This is a genomic window from Marinilabiliales bacterium, from assembly GCA_007695015.1.
Lineage (GTDB): Bacteria > Bacteroidota > Bacteroidia > Bacteroidales > PUMT01 > PXAP01.
In genome coordinates this window covers 1-17,537 of record REEN01000027.1, presented here as the reverse complement: position 1 = coordinate 17,537, position 17,537 = coordinate 1, and the positions used below count along the sequence as shown (strand labels likewise).

13 protein-coding genes are annotated in these 17,537 nt (G+C 47.3%); 8 read left to right on the top strand and 5 right to left on the bottom strand.

Annotated elements, in window-relative coordinates:
• Nucleotides 1–22 precede the first annotated feature (22 nt).
• Nucleotides 23–1,519 (top strand): hypothetical protein, encoded by a 1,497-nt coding sequence (locus tag EA408_01600; GenBank protein TVR74768.1) that lies wholly within the window; start codon nt 23–25, stop codon nt 1,517–1,519.
• Nucleotides 1,520–1,533: 14 nt separating this feature from the next.
• Here the strand turns inward: EA408_01600 and EA408_01595 are convergent, their stop codons facing one another.
• A complete protein-coding gene (locus tag EA408_01595) occupies nt 1,534–2,643 on the bottom strand; it encodes a hypothetical protein (GenBank protein TVR74767.1) in 1,110 nt (369 codons plus the stop codon).
• A gap of 35 nt (nt 2,644–2,678) precedes the next feature.
• Here EA408_01595 and EA408_01590 point away from each other — a divergent pair, with 35 nt between their 5' ends.
• On the top strand, nt 2,679–5,705 hold the full coding sequence (locus EA408_01590; protein ID TVR74766.1) for a CHAT domain-containing protein: 3,027 nt from the start codon (nt 2,679–2,681) through the stop codon (nt 5,703–5,705).
• Nucleotides 5,706–5,783: 78 nt separating this feature from the next.
• A complete protein-coding gene (locus tag EA408_01585) occupies nt 5,784–6,380 on the top strand; it encodes a class I SAM-dependent methyltransferase (protein TVR74765.1) in 597 nt (198 codons plus the stop codon).
• A 15-nt stretch (nt 6,381–6,395) separates the two neighbouring features.
• Here the strand turns inward: EA408_01585 and EA408_01580 are convergent, their stop codons facing one another.
• Nucleotides 6,396–7,196 carry a diaminopimelate epimerase gene (locus tag EA408_01580; protein ID TVR74764.1) on the bottom strand — a complete coding sequence of 267 codons (801 nt, stop codon included), beginning with the start codon at nt 7,194–7,196 and terminating at the stop codon, nt 6,396–6,398.
• 225 nt (nt 7,197–7,421) lie between these two features.
• Between EA408_01580 and EA408_01575 the strand changes: the two genes are divergently transcribed.
• Together EA408_01575 and EA408_01570 are read left to right on the top strand one after the other, a co-directional pair.
• A complete protein-coding gene (locus EA408_01575) occupies nt 7,422–8,870 on the top strand; it encodes a Do family serine endopeptidase (GenBank protein ID TVR74763.1) in 1,449 nt (482 codons plus the stop codon).
• A 145-nt stretch (nt 8,871–9,015) separates the two neighbouring features.
• Nucleotides 9,016–9,876, top strand: a complete 861-nt coding sequence (locus tag EA408_01570; protein TVR74762.1) for an RNA polymerase sigma factor RpoD/SigA — start codon at nt 9,016–9,018, stop codon at nt 9,874–9,876.
• A 252-nt stretch (nt 9,877–10,128) separates the two neighbouring features.
• Here the strand turns inward: EA408_01570 and EA408_01565 are convergent, their stop codons facing one another.
• Both EA408_01565 and uvrB read right to left on the bottom strand, forming a co-directional pair.
• Entirely contained in the window at nt 10,129–10,536 is a 408-nt protein-coding gene (locus EA408_01565; protein ID TVR74761.1) for a DUF1987 domain-containing protein, read from the bottom strand.
• A gap of 125 nt (nt 10,537–10,661) precedes the next feature.
• Entirely contained in the window at nt 10,662–12,659 is a 1,998-nt protein-coding gene (gene uvrB, locus EA408_01560; GenBank protein TVR74835.1) for an excinuclease ABC subunit UvrB, read from the bottom strand.
• Nucleotides 12,660–12,845: 186 nt separating this feature from the next.
• On the opposite strand from uvrB, the gene EA408_01555 reads away from it, so the two are divergent.
• Nucleotides 12,846–13,955, top strand: coding sequence for a galactose mutarotase (locus tag EA408_01555; protein ID TVR74834.1), 1,110 nt, complete (start codon nt 12,846–12,848; stop codon nt 13,953–13,955).
• Between the two features lie 105 nt (nt 13,956–14,060).
• On the opposite strand, the gene EA408_01550 is transcribed toward EA408_01555, so the two are convergent.
• Nucleotides 14,061–15,536: a proline--tRNA ligase gene (locus EA408_01550; GenBank protein TVR74760.1), complete on the bottom strand. Its 1,476-nt coding sequence runs from the start codon at nt 15,534–15,536 to the stop codon at nt 14,061–14,063.
• A 93-nt stretch (nt 15,537–15,629) separates the two neighbouring features.
• Here EA408_01550 and EA408_01545 point away from each other — a divergent pair, with 93 nt between their 5' ends.
• Both EA408_01545 and EA408_01540 read left to right on the top strand, forming a co-directional pair.
• On the top strand, nt 15,630–16,352 hold the full coding sequence (locus EA408_01545; GenBank protein ID TVR74759.1) for a hypothetical protein: 723 nt from the start codon (nt 15,630–15,632) through the stop codon (nt 16,350–16,352).
• Nucleotides 16,353–16,465: 113 nt separating this feature from the next.
• Nucleotides 16,466–17,537 (top strand): hypothetical protein (locus EA408_01540; GenBank protein TVR74758.1); only part of this gene is annotated, 1,072 nt, incomplete at its 3' end.

Sequence of the window (17,537 nt, the reverse complement as noted above, 5' to 3'; positions counted from 1 at the left end):
GTTTAACTGCAAAAACAGGTAAATGAGCTTTTTGAATTTTTCAGCCAGGATGGCTGCCAGATTATACAGTAATCGGATAAATTCATGGAAAAGCCGGGCAGTTGAAATGCAGGATCGGGTTTTCAGGCAGCTCCTGCGTAAGGGCAGGGATACCGGTTTTGGCCGCGATCATTCTTTCTCTTCAGTAAGAACATACGAACAGTTCGCTAATATGGTGCCGGTAAGGGACTATGAGGGGCTCAGGTCATATATAGGAAGGGTAAGGCTGGGACACCGGAGCGTTTTGTGGCCAGGCCGCCCCATCTATTTTGCAATGACATCGGGTACCACTTCCGGGGGTAAATATATACCGATCACCCGCGATTCAATTCCCAATCACATAGGCTCTACAAGGCTTGCCCTGTTGAACTATATACGGAAGACCGGCAACGCGGGGTTTGTAGACGGAAACTACATATTCCTTTCAGGCAGCCCCCTGCTGAAAGATGAGAACGGTATTCCTTCAGGACGGCTTTCAGGAATAGTAAATCATCATGTTCCGTCATACCTTAGGCGCAACCAGTTGCCCTCATGGGAGGTTAATTGTATAGAGGACTGGGAGAGGAAGCTGGATGCTATAGTTGATCAGACAGTTGACAGGAACATGACACTGATAAGCGGCATCCCTCCCTGGGTGGAAATGTATTTTGAGAAGCTTATCCGGCAGAGCGGCAAAGCTTCAATAAAGGAGGTATTCCCTGAGTTCTCGCTATTTATTTACGGTGGTGTGAATTTTGAACCTTACGAGGGAAAATTCCGAAAACTCATCGGTGGCGATCATGTTGATTCCCTGGAGACATTTCCTGCCTCAGAAGGGTTCATGGCTTTTCAGGATGAGTTTCCTTCAGAGGGACTGATACTAATTCCCGATGCCGGGATTTTTTACGAGTTTATACCACTGGACAAATTCCACGACGATAAACCCGGGCGCATACCGCTTGAAGGGGTTGAAACAGGTGTTAACTATGTTATGATACTCAATACAAATGCCGGTATGTGGGGTTATAATATAGGCGATACGGTCAGGTTTGTTTCGAAAGATCCTTACAGAATTCTCGTTACAGGAAGGGTGAGCCAGTTTACTTCAGCATTTGGTGAGCATGTTATTGCCGAGGAGGCCGACTCAGCTATTGTTGAGACGTGCAAAAAGACCGGTGCAAGAATATCAGAATTCACTGTTGCGCCGTTGTTTGATTACCAGGGAGGCAAACCCTGCCACGAGTGGTTTATTGAGTTTGAGAAACTGCCTTCTGACATGGATGCGTTTGCCGGCGAACTGGACCGCCAGATGAGGAGAAGGAACAGTTATTACGATGACCTGGTTAAGGGGAACATTATTCAGTCGCTCGTTGTCAGGATTGTGCCTGAAAATGGTTTTGCAAAATATATGAACTCAATAGGCAAGCTGGGCGGACAAAACAAGGTGCCCCGGCTGAGAAACGACCGGGAGATAGCAGATATACTGAGAACATACATTTAGGCGGTTATTTCTTTTCAGGTTCTTTTGAGTATCCAGAGTCCGGTTGTTTCATTTTCCCTGATACGGTTTATCCAGGATCTTGATCTTTTGCGGGATCTTTCCGGAACTTTTCCGGTGATTACATCCGCAAGAGAGAAATGATTGCTGGCAGATACAGCAGTTTCGACCGGGTTTTTTCCCGTTAAGCCGGCAATGATTGCATAGTCAGAAAAAACAACTGCAATAATTCCGCCGGAATCAATGTTTTCTGCCGCATCAGCAAGGAATTCCTCAAAAAAACCCTCTTCGTAATAAATACCCTTGTCTATTATATTGCTCGATGATCCCGGTATCCAGGGCGGATTAAAAAGGGTTAAACCAGGGCCTTTACCCAGACCCCGGTTCTTTTTGCCAAAGAAAGAGGCCTGTTCGGCAGTTAACCTGCTCCTGAGTCCCATGCGCCCTGCATCAGTTATGGTACTGAATATTGCATTGGGATTTATGTCGGTGGCATGGACCGATTTGGCGCCATGTTTGAGGGCCATAAAACCCATTATTCCGCATCCGGTACCAATATCTTTTACATGCCTGAACAACTTCATGCTTCTATTCATCCAGTTGTCCAGCAACATAAGATGTGCCGTACGTACGGGAAAATAGGCGCCGTAGAATGGATGTAACCTGTGGTCAAGTACCGGGTATTTTACCCCGTTCATAAACCATTGCCGTGCGCCGTTCATGCCGAGCAGGTCGGGAAGTGAGATCAGGAACTCATTTATATCAGGATAAAAATCCTTAAGCCATGGATTTGACGGTGCTTTGTCCATGTCCGGCTTGTGATCCCTGACCCTGATCATTATATGGCCTGCCCTTTCTGCCAGCTTCTTCCTGTTAAGCCTGGAAGATGAGTGATCATTGACCGGGTATTCGTGGGAGGTATGTTTTCTGAGCCAGGAGTAAAAAGCCAGTGCTGTTGCAAAACTGCCTTGAATTATTTTGTATTCTCCTGCTTCTATATCCCTGAGGGCCCGGCCGTATTTCATACCCGCCCTGAACGGGGCTGTTCCTTCAGTGTCTGATCTTATTTCCGGCCTGACAATATCCGGAGGAATTTGAATTCTTTGCTGCACAGGGTCATGGTTCATAAAACAGAGTGGGTTGATATTTAATTGAAGAAGGCATGGTTTATGTTATTTGCCCTATATTCATTACTTTTATATTGTTCATTTATCAGACGGCTGCCGGGTCCGGAATTTCTGAGCAAATATCCCGGCCGGGATGCAAATTTACGAACTCCGGTGTTAATCAAAAAACTGAAACTATGAGAAAGCTTATTCCGGTTATTATTGTCCTGTTTTTTCAGTTTGAGGCTGCTCCTGGGCAGATACTGCGCCAGATCATCGATGCCGGCAGGGACAGGGTAGTGGATGCCCTGAAGGATGAGGCTGTAAATCAGCTGAGAAAGTCTTATGAAGAGTACGATCAGACAGAATTTAACTATGCAGTTTCATTCAGTGACAATTCAGGGATGTTCGAGTCACAGGAAAGATACCGCAAACTCCAGAGAGTGCTGCTTTTTGTGCTGACGCCCGAAAGTTATGCGGACAGGTCTCCGGCTGAAAAGGCAGAGGATCTTAACCAGGCGGGTGAGATGTTCTATGCTTCCGGGCGGTTCAGGTCTGCTGAACTTTCGTTTAACAGTGCTTTGGAGATTTACAGGTTTAACAATATGTACCCCTCAAAGGAGGCTGCAAGTGTCATAAGTAACCTTGGATTGCTGCACCATGCAACCGGCAGATACAGCAGCGCCGAGAACCTCACAATTGAAGCCATGGAGATGCGGGCCCGAGCTGTGGCCGATGAGAGCACGCTTGGAGCATCCTACAACAATCTTGCAGTGCTGTACAAGGATATGGGGAGATATACCGAGGCCCATGATTATTATGAGAAAGCAGTTGAGAACATATACAGGTACCAGGGAGGTAACTCTGTGCCCTACTCAATTGCACTGAATAACCAGGCGATTTTTTACCAGGTTACAGGACGGTATAATGAAGCTGAAGAATTGCTTAATAGTGCTGTGGAGATAGCTTCCGGCCAGCTTGGTGAAAGATCGGCAAATTTTTTGAGAATGAAGGTTAACCTGGCATTGTTGTACCAGCTTCTGGAGGAGTATGATGAGGCGGAAAAAATCTATCTTGATGCTCTGGCTGCAAAGCGCAGACGCCTGGGTGCCGGGCACCCCGACTATGCAGTTATGCTCAGGAACATTGCGTCACTCTACATGGTTACCGGAGAAATGGACAAGGTTGAGGAGAATTTAACCAGTGCACTGGATATTTACAGACGGAGACTGGGCCGGGATAATCCCCACTATGCTGCCACCGCCTCGGAGCTCGGTGGTTTCTATCTCCTGGCCGGGAATACCGGAGCGGCATTGCCTCTGCTTCAGGAAGCGCTGGAGATTGAAAAGGAATCACTGGATGATCATCATCCAAATCATATCAGCACAATTGAGCGGATGGCCGTTCTGAGATGGCAGGAAGGTGATTATCAGGATGCATATGAGTGGTATACCAGGGTACTTGATCGCCACCTGCATCAGATTGACAGACATTTCCCCGCCATGAGCGATACGGAGAAGGCAAGGTTCTGGGCAAGGATACAGCCGCGTTTCATCAGGTTCAATTCATTCTCAGTTGATGCGAAAGATCACATTGACGGGATAACAGGCGACATGTATGATTACCATATTGCTGTAAAGGCTCTTTTGCTGAACGCCACCACAAGGGTGAGGAACCAGATCTTAAGCAGCGGCGACAACGAACTGGTAGGCAGATTCCAGGAGTGGCTTGATATCAGGGAGTACCTTGCATACCTGTATACCATGCCAAGGGAAGATCTGGCAGAGGATAACATAAATATTGATTCACTTGAGAATGCGGCAAACAGAATGGAGAGGGAGCTGTCAAGAATGTCCGATGCGTTTGAGGAGGGGTACTCGGTCCAAAGGGTTTCATACAGGGACATAGCCGATGCACTGTATGATGATGAGGCTGCCATGGAGATCATCCGTTTCAGGAGATATAATTACCTCAGGCCCGATACACTTGTATATTACGCATCGCTGGTGGTTGACCGGAATATGGATCAGCCCTCAGTTACTGTATTCAGGAACGGCAATGAGATGGAAACATTATATGCTGCCGAATACAGAAGGATTATGGAGCGGGCCCTGGAAGATAATGAACTTGGCAGGATATACTGGGGAGAGTTATCATCGGTCACCGCTGATTATTCTGATATTTTCATATCGCTCGACGGTGTTTTCAACCAGATCAACCTGCTAACCCTTACAGATGTTGATGGAAGTTACCTGATAAGGAAAAAGAGGATGTTCTATGTACCGAACACAAGGGTACTTGCAGAACAGCCGAGGCAGGAAACGGATGCTTTCCAGGGTGAGGGATCAGCCGTGCTTGTCGGTGATCCCAATTATTCGCTTGGAGTGGACTGGGACCTTGTAACCACTATGCCCCTGCCTGAACTGCCTGGGACAAGGGAAGAGGTTGAGATCATTGACAGGCTTTTCAGTAGTGCGGGATGGAGTACCTCGGTTTATCTTGACGACATGGCAACTGAAACAAATATAAGGAGGGTTCGGAGCCCCGATATCCTGCACGTAGCTACTCACGGGTTTTTCCTTGATGATGTTGATGCAGGATCCGGTGAAACGGTACTTGGGATTGAACCGGAAAAGGCTGTTGAGAATCCCCTGTTGCGGAGCGGACTGATGCTGGCCGGGGCGGACAATACTATACAGCAGATAGGTACCGTTAATATTGCTGATGGTGATGACGGTATACTGAATGCTTATGAGGCGATGCTGCTTGACCTCTCTTCGACCCGGCTGGTTGTTCTGAGTGCATGTGAAACCGGTCTGGGGGAGGTGATCAACGGTGAGGGTGTTTACGGACTTCAGCGGGCGTTCCAGGTGGCCGGGTCGGGGACTGTCATATTGAGCCTGTGGCAGGTGAGCGATGAGGTAACCCAGATGCTGATGTCGGAGTTTTACAGGAAATGGCTTGAAAAAGGTGATAAAAGCATTGCCTTCAGGGATGCTCAGCTAAAAGTAATGGAGAGTTACAGCTCACCCTTCTATTGGGGAGCTTTCGTGATGATCGGTAACAGGGCTCCCGCCAGGTAATCATAAATCGGCGGTTTTACCTAAAGACCATCTGCCGGTTGGTTTAAACAGTATGATTAATTTTTATTTTCACACGCAATGAGAGAATTCTGGGAGGAAAGGTACAAAAACAGGGATTATGTTTACGGAGACAAACCAAATGTCTTTTTCAAGACCTTCATCGATGGGGTGGAACCCGGCAGAATACTGCTGCCGGCTGAGGGTGAGGGCCGTAATGCCGTTTATGCAGCCAATAAGGGCTGGGATGTTAATGCATTTGATTTCAGCCTTAATGCGAGGAATAAGGCTCTTGAGCTTGCCAGGAGGGAGGGGGTGAGCATTGAGTACCTTGTTGCAGATATTGAGTTTCACGAGCTTGGTGAGGAGATGTATGATGCAATAGCGCTTATACATGTACATTTCATGGCCGGAAACAGATCATACATTCATAAGAAGCTTGTAAACTCACTAAAGAAAGGGGGGTTCTTCATACTGGAGGCTTTCTCCAGGGGGCAGCTTAAGTATGACAGCGGGGGGCCGGCTGACAAATCGATGCTGTATGATATCGGCGAGCTGAAGGAGGATTTCAGTGATCTTGAAATTGAGACCTTATACAAGCAGGAGGTTAATCTGGATGAGGGTTTGTGCCACAGGGGGGCTGCCAGCGTAATAAGGCTGGTGGCATGTAAAAAATGAAGTTACTTCGGGGTGTTACAAGGAAGGGAGATGACCGGTATCGGTCCTGCCGTCGAACACCTGTTTTGCGGGACCTGTAAGCCATATATCAGTAAAACTTAACCGATCTTTCCGTCTGAAGCTGACTTCAAGAGAACCTCCGGGGGAGCGGACTTCCACGGTATGGTCAGGCAGGTCACTGTCAAGCCTTGAACAGATGGCAGCTGCAACCGATCCGGTCCCGCAGGAGAGTGTCTCATTCTCAACACCTCTTTCATAGGTCCTGACCCGGATTGCATTGTTATCGTACCCGACAAAATTTACATTGATGCCCCGTTCGCCAAAATTTCCGCTGTAACGTATTTTTCTGCCCTCAGCAACAACATCACAATTATCTGGATCGGCCACAAAAACCACATAGTGTGGCGAACCTGTGTTCAGAACAAATGCATTGCCCACCTTTTCAATTCCGGAAACATCCTGCATCCTCAGGTGCACGAGCTCATTCTCGCCGATCCTCGCATGGTGGGGGCCGTCAATTCCGGAGAAATGTGCATCCTGTCCTGTAAGACCAAGCCTGTTTGCAAAATGCACAAGGCAGCGTCCGCCGTTTCCGCACATTGTTGCTTCCCTGCCGTCTGAATTAAAATACCTCATGTGGAAATCATAATCTTCGCGGACTTCCAGCAGAATGAGTCCGTCTCCTCCAATCCCGAAGTACCTGTTACACAATCTACTGATTAATACCTCATCCTCTGTGGGAAATCTGCCTGAACGGTTGTCAATAATAATGAAATCATTTCCGTTGCCGTGATATTTACTGAATTTGAGCTCCATGAGATCCGGTTTGTCAGCGATTTTAAATTTTTTTAACCCGACGAGTTGGCATGTTGCCGGTATCAGGCACTATTTTTGCATAAATTATATGCAAAGTTACCTTAAAAAAGGCCACAGCCAATATTTACAGATTGAGGCGGGCTGATTTTAAAACAAAAATGGTAATTGAGAGTTTATTAATCAGTGACTATTTTAATTTTTAATTAAAAACAAAATACCGGAGTTATGAAGATCAAAAGCATTATAATAAACATATTTATAGCAGTGATAGCGGCCCTGGTCGCAGTAATAGCGTATGCAAAAATTGCCGGACCGGTAACTGAAGTGATTACCTACAGGGAAGACCGGCCCACATGGTTTACAAATCTCCCTGATGATTTTGAGGCCGATAAGTTTGACTTCACCTATGCCGCCGAGAAAACGGTTCACGGCGTGGTACATGTGAAAGTGACATCAATGAGGCGCCAGCCGCAGTTTCAGCAGCGCAGGCAGGATCCTTTACACGAATGGTTCTTCGGTCCCCGCCAGGAGCGTGAACCGGAGCCTGTAACAGGTTTCGGCTCGGGTGTGATCATATCTGAGGATGGTTATATTGTGACCAATTACCATGTGATTGAAAATGCGACGGCGGTTGAGGTCGTACTTAATGACCGCCGCAGTTACGAAGCATCGATAGTAGGCAGTGATCCTAACTCAGATATTGCCCTGCTGAAGGTTGAAGCCGAAGGGCTCCGTTATATAGAATTCGGCGATTCAGATGACCTTCGCCTCGGTCAGTGGGTGCTGGCGGTAGGAAACCCGATGAACCTTACCTCAACAGTGACAGCTGGCATAGTCAGTGCCAGGGGACGAACCGTTGGCATATTCAGTAACCGTGATATGCCAATAGAATCGTTCATACAGACAGATGCTGCCGTAAACAGGGGTAACAGTGGTGGTGCGCTGGTAAACCTCAGGGGCGAGCTGGTAGGTATCCCTACGCTCATCATGTCGCCAACGGGGGCGTTTGCCGGTAACTCTTTCGCCGTACCTGTAAGCATAGTGAAAAAGGTGGTGGACGATATCATTGAGTTTGGTGAAGTGCAGAGGGCCGTGCTGGGTATCAGAATGCAGGAACTTAGTTCCGATCTGGCCCGGGAGAAGGGTATAGACAGGCTTGAAGGGGTGTATGTAGACTCAATTCTGGTTAATAGTGCGGCAGAGGAAGCGGGACTGAAAGAGGGCGATGTAATATTGAGAATTGACAATGTCACTGTAAACAGTCCCTCCGAACTGCAGGAGCAGGTGGCGCGCTACCGCCCGAATGATAAAATAAATATTTTGGTAAATCGTAACAACAGAACGCAACAAATCACCGCCACTCTACGTAATCTAGAGGGCCATACGGAAATTGTGAGGCCGCAGGAGGCTTACCTGGGGGCAAGGTTCAGGGAGGTTCCCCGGGATATTAGGAGAGAGTTGAACATTCGCGGTGGTGTACAGATAACCGACCTCGGACCTGGTAAATTCATGGAGGCCGGTATGAGAGAAACCTTTATAATAACCTCCATAAACAACAGGCCGGTAAATTCGCCGGCCGACATCAGGGAAATACTGGATGGGCATACAGGAGGCGTTCTTGTTGAAGGTGTCTATCCGGATGGTACGGTTGCCTATTATGCATTGGGTCTTTAATACGGGAGGTATATTGCCGCCAGTTTAAAGTAAAAAGGCCTGCAATAGCAGGTCTTTTTTAGCGTTTATTCAGGAAAGCCCACTGATCAGGTTGAAAATATATATTAATTGCCTTAAATTTGCCATTATATTTTAAAAGGAGAGGATGAGACAGCTAAAGATCACAAAATCAATTACCAACAGGGAGAGTGCTTCGCTTGACAAGTATCTGCAGGAGATTGGCAGGGAAGAGCTTATCACTATTGAAGAGGAGGTTGATCTTGCCCAGAGGATCAGGCAGGGCGATAAAGAGGCCCTGGAAAAGCTTACAAGGGCAAACCTGCGCTTCGTGGTTTCTGTTGCAAAACAGTATCAGAATCAAGGACTTAGCCTTCCCGATCTTATAAACGAGGGGAACCTTGGATTGATAAAGGCTGCCGAGAAGTTTGATGAGACCCGCGGGTTCAAGTTCATCTCTTATGCCGTATGGTGGATAAGGCAGTCAATTCTGCAGGCTCTTGCCGAGCAGTCACGTATTGTCCGTCTTCCCCTCAACCAGGTGGGCTCCCTTAACAAAATCAACAAGGCATTTTCAAAATTCGAACAGGAGTTTGAACGCACACCATCACCGGAAGAGCTTGCAGAAATTCTCGAGCTGCCAAAGGAGAAGGTTAGCGATACCCTAAGGGTGTCGGGCAGGCACCTGTCGGTTGATGCGCCCTTTGCCGACGGAGAGGAGAACTCCCTTCTCGACGTGCTGATAAACAATGATTCGCCTAATGCCGACAGGGCGTTGCTGAATGAATCACTTGGCAAGGAGATAGAACGTTCGCTGGCCACACTTACCGAAAGGGAAAGAGATATCGTAAGGTATTTCTTCGGTATCGGAGTACAGGACATGACACTTGAAGAGATAGGAGAAAGATTCGGACTTACCCGTGAGAGGGTCAGGCAGATCAAGGAGAAAGCTATCAGAAGGCTGCGCCATACCTCAAGAAGCAGGCTGCTGAAAAGCTATCTTGGCTGATTTTAATAAAAAAGAATTACATTCAGGGCGGAATTTATTCCGCCTTTTTTGCTTTTTCCTTCCGGGGAAGTGAACGTAAAACTTTCTTCACCACTATTACTGCAGTCAAACCTGTTTTTTCCCAGTGAGATTACTTTCATTGCGTCAGGCACAACTTTAGTACACCTGGCTGGAACTTTCCGAGCGAATCCCCGGACAACGGAGATAGGTTCACCTGTGAATTATAACCTGGTAAAAAGATATGCTGTCTGGTTAAAGTTGGTCAAGGTTGTCTCCTTCAACCTCAACCGGCACCATTTTGAAGGGTATTTTCAGGATTGATGCGTAATCCTCGCCGGATTCCAGCATTTCAAAATCATCCTTTTCATAATACCAGTGTATCAGCACAGGGTTACCCTTGTTGTGGTATGCCTCAAGTTTCTTGAATATTCCAAACAGGTACCTGGATGTACTGGTATTGAAATACTCAAGGTTCACATGCAGGTCAGTTGTGTCTTTCCGTTCTGCCTCAACATACTGTTCCATCCATTTGAGTATGGGTTCGTAGAAGCTGATTGTGTCTTCGGGAATTGACCGGCCCTCAAATTTCAACTGCCTGCTGCCGGGATCAAGGCTTATATATGGCGTCTTCTTTTCGCCCTGGATGATTAGTTTTTCCATACTATATGTATATAATCCACCACCGTCGCCCGTCCTTGCATAGCGGGGCGATTTCACTACTAAACTACAAATTAATTTTTATATAAAAAACTTTTAAATAAAAATGAGCAGTGGGTCGCTGATTATCAGGGTTTTTTATTTCCGATCAGTTTTTCAAGCTCATACAGTTCATCCCTGTATCTTGCAGCAGTAAGGAAGTCAAGCTCTTCAGCGGCTTTCTCCATGGCGCTGCGTGTCCTGGCAATTGCTTTCTGAAGTTCTTCTGAGTTCATGTAGCGGACTACCGGGTCGGCTGCAATATCAAATTTTTCGGGATCGGTATACTTCCCCGCCTTTTTCAGCGATGTTCTGCTTGATTTTACAATCTGCGCGGGGGTAATATTATTATCCCTGTTGTATGCCAGCTGCTTTTCCCTTCGCCGTGCGGTCTCTTCGATGCTCTGTTTCATCGACCGGGTAATGGTGTCTGCATACATGATCACTTTCCCGTTGATGTTCCTTGCAGCTCTTCCGGCCGTCTGCGTTAGCGATCTTGCTGACCTGAGAAAACCTTCCTTGTCCGCATCCAAAATAGCCACCAGTGATACTTCGGGCAGGTCGAGACCCTCCCTGAGGAGGTTTACCCCGATCAGAACGTCAAAGTTCCCCTCTCTCAGTCCTTCCATTATCTCGACCCTCTCAAGCGTATCGATATCTGAGTGTATATACCTGCAGCTTATGTTCATATTGGACAGGTACCTGGTAAGTTCTTCGGCCATACGCTTTGTAAGTGTTGTTACCAGTACCCTTTCATTTTTCGCTGCCCTGCTGTTAATCTCTCCCATCAGGTGGTCGATCTGATCAGGGGTGGGATGCACCTCCACATCAGGTTCCGGAAGTCCGGTCGGCCTGATCACCTGTTCAACAATTATGCCTTCGCTCTTCTCAAGTTCATAGTCACCGGGAGTCGCGCTGACAAAGATAATCTGGCCTGTTACCTGCTCGAACTCCTCGAATTTTAGCGGCCTGTTATCTATTGCTGCCGGTAACCGGAAACCGAAATCCACAAGGTTTTTCTTCCTTGAGTAATCTCCGCCGTGCATTGCCCGTATCTGTGGCAGTGTGACGTGACTTTCGTCCACTATGGTGATGAAGTCTTCCGGAAAATAATCAAGCAGGCAGAAGGGCCTGGTACCGGCTGCCCTGCCGTCAAAGTACCTTGAGTAGTTCTCTATGCCTGAACAATATCCCAGTTCCTTTATCATTTCAATATCATACTCAACCTTTTGTTTCAGTCTTTCCGCCTCAAGCTTCCTCCCCTGGTCCTCGAAGAAAATGACCTGCTCAACCATATCATCCTGGATATTCCTTATTGCCTGCTGCATCCTGTCGCGTGTCGTAACGAATATATTCGCCGGGTAAACAACTACACTCTCCTTCTGTTCACCATCCGATCCGGTAAGCGGATCAAGGATGCTGATCTCCTCTATTTCATCTCCCCAGAATATGATCCGGTATGCAAAGTCGGCATAGGCCGGAAAGACATCAACCGTGTCGCCCTTTACCCTGAATTTTCCATGGCTGAAATCATCTGCGGTTCTCGAATAGAGACTGTCCACCAGTCTGCGCAGCAACTGGTTGCGATTAATTACCTGCCCTTTTTCAAGCCTGATGGTGTTGCTGTGAAAATCATCCGGATTGCCAATTCCGTAAATACACGATACTGATGATACGACTATTACATCGCGTCTTCCCGAAAGCAGTGATGATGTGGTGCTGAGTCTCAGCTTTTCGATCTCGTCATTGATAGACAGGTCTTTCTCTATGTAGGTGTCTGTTACCGGAATGTAAGCCTCCGGCTGGTAATAGTCGTAGTAGGAGACGAAATATTCGACTGCATTATTTGGGAAGAACTCCCTGAATTCGGTATACAGCTGTGCTGCCAGGGTCTTGTTGTGGCTGAGTACCAGTGTTGGGCGCTGCACCTTTTCGATCACGTTGGCAACTGTGAAGGTTTTGCCCGAGCCGGTAACACCCAGCAGGGTCTGGCAGCGGGTACCGTTCATGATCTCTTTTGTAAGCTGTCTTATTGCTTCGGGCTGATCACCGGTAGGAACAAATCCTGATACGATCGAGAATTCCATAAAAAGTTTTGCATAAACGGGTGTAAAATTAATCGATTTTTTGCGCAAAGGAACTATAAATTATATATATTGCCATGCCGTGCTTTTCCCCGGAAGGGTAACAATAATATCAATGAATTAAGTAAAAAAACGGATATCATGGGAAATAAAAATATTAACAGATGCTGCTTTACAGCCGTGGGGTTTATGATCCTCGTATCTTTGATGTTTTCTGGCGGATGCGGACAGGCGGGCAGCCCAAATAATGAAGAGGTAATGAAGATAGAAAAAAGAATTTTCGGCCAAATGCCTGATGGAAGAGATGTACATATATTCAGGCTTGAGAACAGTAACGGCATGGTTGCCGAAATCACCAATTATGGCGCTATTGTAACATCGCTCGAGGTACCCGACAGGGAAGGAGGACTTTCTGATGTTGTTCTCGGCTTCGAAAGCCTCGATGAATACCTTGGCGAACACCCCTATTTCGGTGCTGTTGTGGGCAGGTATGCCAACAGGATCGCCGGTGCGCGGTTCGAACTTGACGGAGAAGAATACCGGCTTGCTGCCAATGATGGCAACAACCACCTGCATGGCGGAATACGGGGATTTGACAAAAGGGTGTGGGATTATGAGATCCTTGATGCGGAGGAGGGAGCCTCAAAACTTCTTCTTACCTATCTGAGTCCGGATGGTGAGGAAGGGTATCCCGGCAACCTGCAGGTAAGCGTGATTTGCGAGCTCAATGACAACAATGAGCTGAGATTTGAGTTCAGGGCAGAAACAGACAAGGCTACGCCGGTCAACCTTGCCCATCATGGCTATTTTAACCTTAACGGCGGTACCGGTAACGTGCTTGATCATGAACTGCAGATAAATGCCGGCCGGTATACCGGGGTCAACGATGAGCTTATACCCACCGGGAAGTTGCTTCCGGTTGACGGTGGTCCCATGGACTTCAGGGAGATGAAGCCGGTAGGACGGGATATTGACAAAGTGCCCGGGGGTTATGATCACAATTACGTTCTTGACGGTGATGAGGTAGTGCCTGTTAAGGCGGCTGTGCTTTATGATCCGGCAAGCGGGCGCCAGATGGAGGTGCATACAACGCAGCCCGGCGTGCAGCTTTATACCGGAAATTTCCTTGACGGTACCATAACCGGCAAGGAAGGGGTGGTTTATGACAAGTATTGGGGGTTGTGCCTGGAAACCCAGCATTTTCCCGATTCTCCAAATCAGCCTGCATTTCCGAACACGATTCTTCGCCCGGGCGAAGAATACAGGCACATTGCTGTATACAGATTCTCGGTAAGATAAGCTGGCAGCCATCATACCCTTACCGGCCGGGGCATTATCGGAGGTTTTCGGTTACCGGTAACCGCTCCCCGGAAAAATGCTTTCGTAACGCCGAGTAAATTAAGGTCAGTATGCTTTGGCAAAGATCACCCTCTGTGATGAAGGTTTGCCGGTAACCATGCATTTGCCGGGCTCCTTCGGGTTATCAAGAGGAATGCAGCGTATGGTAGATTTTGTTTCCTGGTTTATTCTCTCTTCTGTCTCCCTGGTGCCGTCCCAATGGGCCAGGATAAATCCGCCGGTTGTTTCAGTTATATGCCTGAACTCCTCATAGGTGTTGGCTTCAAAGGTATTGCGGGTCCGGAAATCAAGAGCTTTTTTGTGTATATTCTCCTGTATCTCATCAAGAAGCTCTTTTACTAGAATATCTATGCCTTCAACCGGGTATATCTTTTTCTCAAGAGTATCTCTTCTTGCAAGTTCAACTGTGTTGTTTTCAATGTCCCTTGGCCCAATGGCCAGTCTTACGGGAACACCCTTCAGTTCATAATCTGCAAATTTCCATCCCGGTTTTTGTGTATCACGGTCGTCGTATTTAACTGTAATCCCTGCATCAATAAGTCTTTTTCTGATTATTTCCACTTTTTCGCTGATCATCCCCAGGTCCTCGGTCTTTTTATAGATGGGCACTATAACTACCTGTATGGGAGCAAGTTTTGGTGGCAGCACCAGTCCCCTGTCATCCGAATGGGCCATTATCAAGGCTCCCATCAGCCTGGTTGAAACTCCCCATGAGGTGGCCCACACATGCTCAAGTTTACCCTCCTTGTTCAGGAAGGTCACATCAAAAGCTTTTGCAAAGTTTTGTCCGAGAAAATGGGAGGTACCCGACTGCAGTGCTTTGCCGTCCTGCATTAGTGCTTCTATTGAAAATGTTTCAACAGCCCCCGCAAACCTTTCATTCTCCGTTTTAGTGCCCTGGATAACCGGCATTGCCATCCAGTTTTTTGCAAATTTTGCGTAAATATCCAGGATCTTCATGGTCTCTTCCATCGCCTCAACCTTTGTGGCATGAGCGGTATGTCCCTCCTGCCATAAAAATTCGGTGGTTCTCAGAAAGAGCCTTGTCCTCATTTCCCATCTCACCACATTTGCCCACTGGTTAATAAGCAGGGGGAGGTCTCTGTAGGACTGTATCCAGTTTTTATATGTGTTCCATATAATGGTCTCCGAGGTAGGCCTTATTATAAGCTCTTCCTCCAGCCTGGCTGTTTCATCAACTTCAATGCCCTTTCCCGAAGGAGAGTTTTTTAGCCTGTAATGGGTCACGACTGCACATTCCTTGGCAAAGCCTTCAACATGATCGGCCTCCCTGCTCAAAAATGATTTGGGTATAAAGAGCGGGAAATAGGCATTGGAATGTCCCGTATCCTTGAACATCTTATCCAGAACGGACTGCATTTTCTCCCATATCGCATACCCGTATGGTTTTATCACCATACATCCCCTTACTGCCGAATTTTCTGCCAGTCCGGCCTTGATAACCAAATCATTGTACCATTGAGCATAATCTTCTTTCCTGCTGGATAAAACTTTAGCCATAATTGATATTTGGTATGGAATTTGTTAAAAATAGTTAAGTATAAAGTGACGCAATTTAAATATTTTTCTGCACATTAATCCGGCAAAAAGATCATGAAAGCAAATTTTTGGTTCAACGGCAAAAGCGCTGTAAACATTATTCTTGCTTTAGCTCTTGTTGCAGGGGCATGTACGGCCGGTACTTCAATTTCCGCCGGCGATGATGGCAACCTTACAGGGACTGACTACGGCCCGGATCCTGCTGCAGGAACAGTGAATAATGAAATCTCCCGGGCTGACGGGGAAAAAGATGTGTTCATTCCGGTCAGGGGCGAACGTTACGCTTTTCATGAATACAACGTGACACCATTTGATACGGTATGGTTTGATGAGTATTTTGTCGTGGGAAGAGATACGGTTTTATATGAGGAGCGTTATCAACCGGACTACAAATATGCATACCAGGAGTATAATGTAAGCCCTAATGATACAATATGGTTTGATGATTACTTTATTGTGGGCGGTGATACCCTGGTTTACCACCGGCTATACAGTAATGACCCTGAATTTGTCACCGCCATAGGTTTTTACTTTGGCATACCCTATTTCAGCTTTTTTATTCCGGTTTATCCGTTTGGATCGATCGAACAGTTAATTGAAGATTACAAACAGCTCGGAGAGGAGTTTAAAATATACAATTATCAGTACTACATGCCTGATCCGCCTGCTATTGGCGTGTCAAGAACCTTGCCGGAAGATCCTGACCGTCACCGCAGAAGGTTTATTCGATTATCAGTGCTGTCAGCGGCATTGATTGCTTTATCAGCTTTGCCCTGATAAAATTTTTATATTTACAGCCAATTGGTATAGATTTTGTTATTAATTCAGTGAGATATTGAGTGAAGACTGAATAAGGAATTTCATTAAATAAAAGAATCGGGAGGTCTGTCATGAAAGCAAATGTTAAGATATTGATGGTTTTGGCTCTTATAGCAGGAGCCTGTTCATCCGGGACCCATCTTTCGACCGGGTATGATGATCTTTATTATACGCCCGGTGACGAGCCGGTAGCAACAGTTACCGAAGTGACCAGGGAAGTTGTTCCGGAAAGGGATGCCAGGGCAGTGAATGCTGCAGCACAGCAGGAAGTTAGGTATGCCTGGGAGGAGTATGGCGTTACTCCCAACGACACGATATATTTTGAGGATTATTATGTAGTGGGGAGGGATACCTTAGCATATGAGCAGGTCCATCATGCGCAGCAACATTACGCTGATGGGCATGTTACAAACATCTATAACATATATGATCCGAATCAATACTACTGGTCCACCAGGATGAGAAGGTTCCATTCCGATTACTATTACGGCGGGTATTACGATCCGTTCTATACTGATTTTTACTGGCGCAGCCTTAACCGTTACCACTTCGGGTTCTCCTGGGGCTGGCACAGACCGTTTTACTCACCGTTTCACTATTCGCCCTGGCATTCATCGTTTTATTTTGGATACTCGCCATGGCATTACAGGCACTGGGGATATGGTTACGGGGGGTGGTACGGGATGCATTATCCTTACCATGCCCGCTATGCATGGTATCCGCATACATACTGGGGGCACTACGGCTATTACGGCTATGCCAGGCCTGTCAGGGGTGTTGCCTATCATACAGGTCACCGCCGTGCCTCAGGTACTTATATAGGAGCCGGAAGAGGTGGCGGGATTGGAGGCTATACACCTTCAGGAGTTACCAGTGCCTATGGAAGGCGTACCGAAACCACAACCGCGCCGGGTAGCCGGCGGACCGACGGTACCGGTGTAAGCCAGGCAGAAACCGGTTCGGACAGAAGGGCTGCAGTGGGCACAACAACACGGCCCGCTGAAACAGGTACCCGTCCGGCAGGCACAACCACCCGCCCGGCAGGCACAACCACCCGTCCGGCAGGTACAACCACCCGTCCGGCAGGCACAACCACCCGTCCGGCAGGCACAACCACCCGTCCGGCAGGCACAACCACCCGTC

What these genes read in the sequence shown, in the direction of transcription:
- EA408_01600 (TVR74768.1), top strand. Translation starts at nt 23, where the DNA reads ATGAGCTTTTTGAATTTTTCAGCCAGGATGGCTGCCAGATTATACAGT.
- EA408_01595 (TVR74767.1), bottom strand. Translation starts at nt 2,643, where the DNA reads ATGAACCATGACCCTGTGCAGCAAAGAATTCAAATTCCTCCGGATATT.
- EA408_01590 (TVR74766.1), top strand. Translation starts at nt 2,679, where the DNA reads ATGGTTTATGTTATTTGCCCTATATTCATTACTTTTATATTGTTCATT.
- EA408_01585 (TVR74765.1), top strand. Translation starts at nt 5,784, where the DNA reads ATGAGAGAATTCTGGGAGGAAAGGTACAAAAACAGGGATTATGTTTAC.
- EA408_01580 (TVR74764.1), bottom strand. Translation starts at nt 7,196, where the DNA reads ATGGAGCTCAAATTCAGTAAATATCACGGCAACGGAAATGATTTCATT.
- EA408_01575 (TVR74763.1), top strand. Translation starts at nt 7,422, where the DNA reads ATGAAGATCAAAAGCATTATAATAAACATATTTATAGCAGTGATAGCG.
- EA408_01570 (TVR74762.1), top strand. Translation starts at nt 9,016, where the DNA reads ATGAGACAGCTAAAGATCACAAAATCAATTACCAACAGGGAGAGTGCT.
- EA408_01565 (TVR74761.1), bottom strand. Translation starts at nt 10,536, where the DNA reads ATGGAAAAACTAATCATCCAGGGCGAAAAGAAGACGCCATATATAAGC.
- uvrB (TVR74835.1), bottom strand. Translation starts at nt 12,659, where the DNA reads ATGGAATTCTCGATCGTATCAGGATTTGTTCCTACCGGTGATCAGCCC.
- EA408_01555 (TVR74834.1), top strand. Translation starts at nt 12,846, where the DNA reads ATGATCCTCGTATCTTTGATGTTTTCTGGCGGATGCGGACAGGCGGGC.
- EA408_01550 (TVR74760.1), bottom strand. Translation starts at nt 15,536, where the DNA reads ATGGCTAAAGTTTTATCCAGCAGGAAAGAAGATTATGCTCAATGGTAC.
- EA408_01545 (TVR74759.1), top strand. Translation starts at nt 15,630, where the DNA reads ATGAAAGCAAATTTTTGGTTCAACGGCAAAAGCGCTGTAAACATTATT.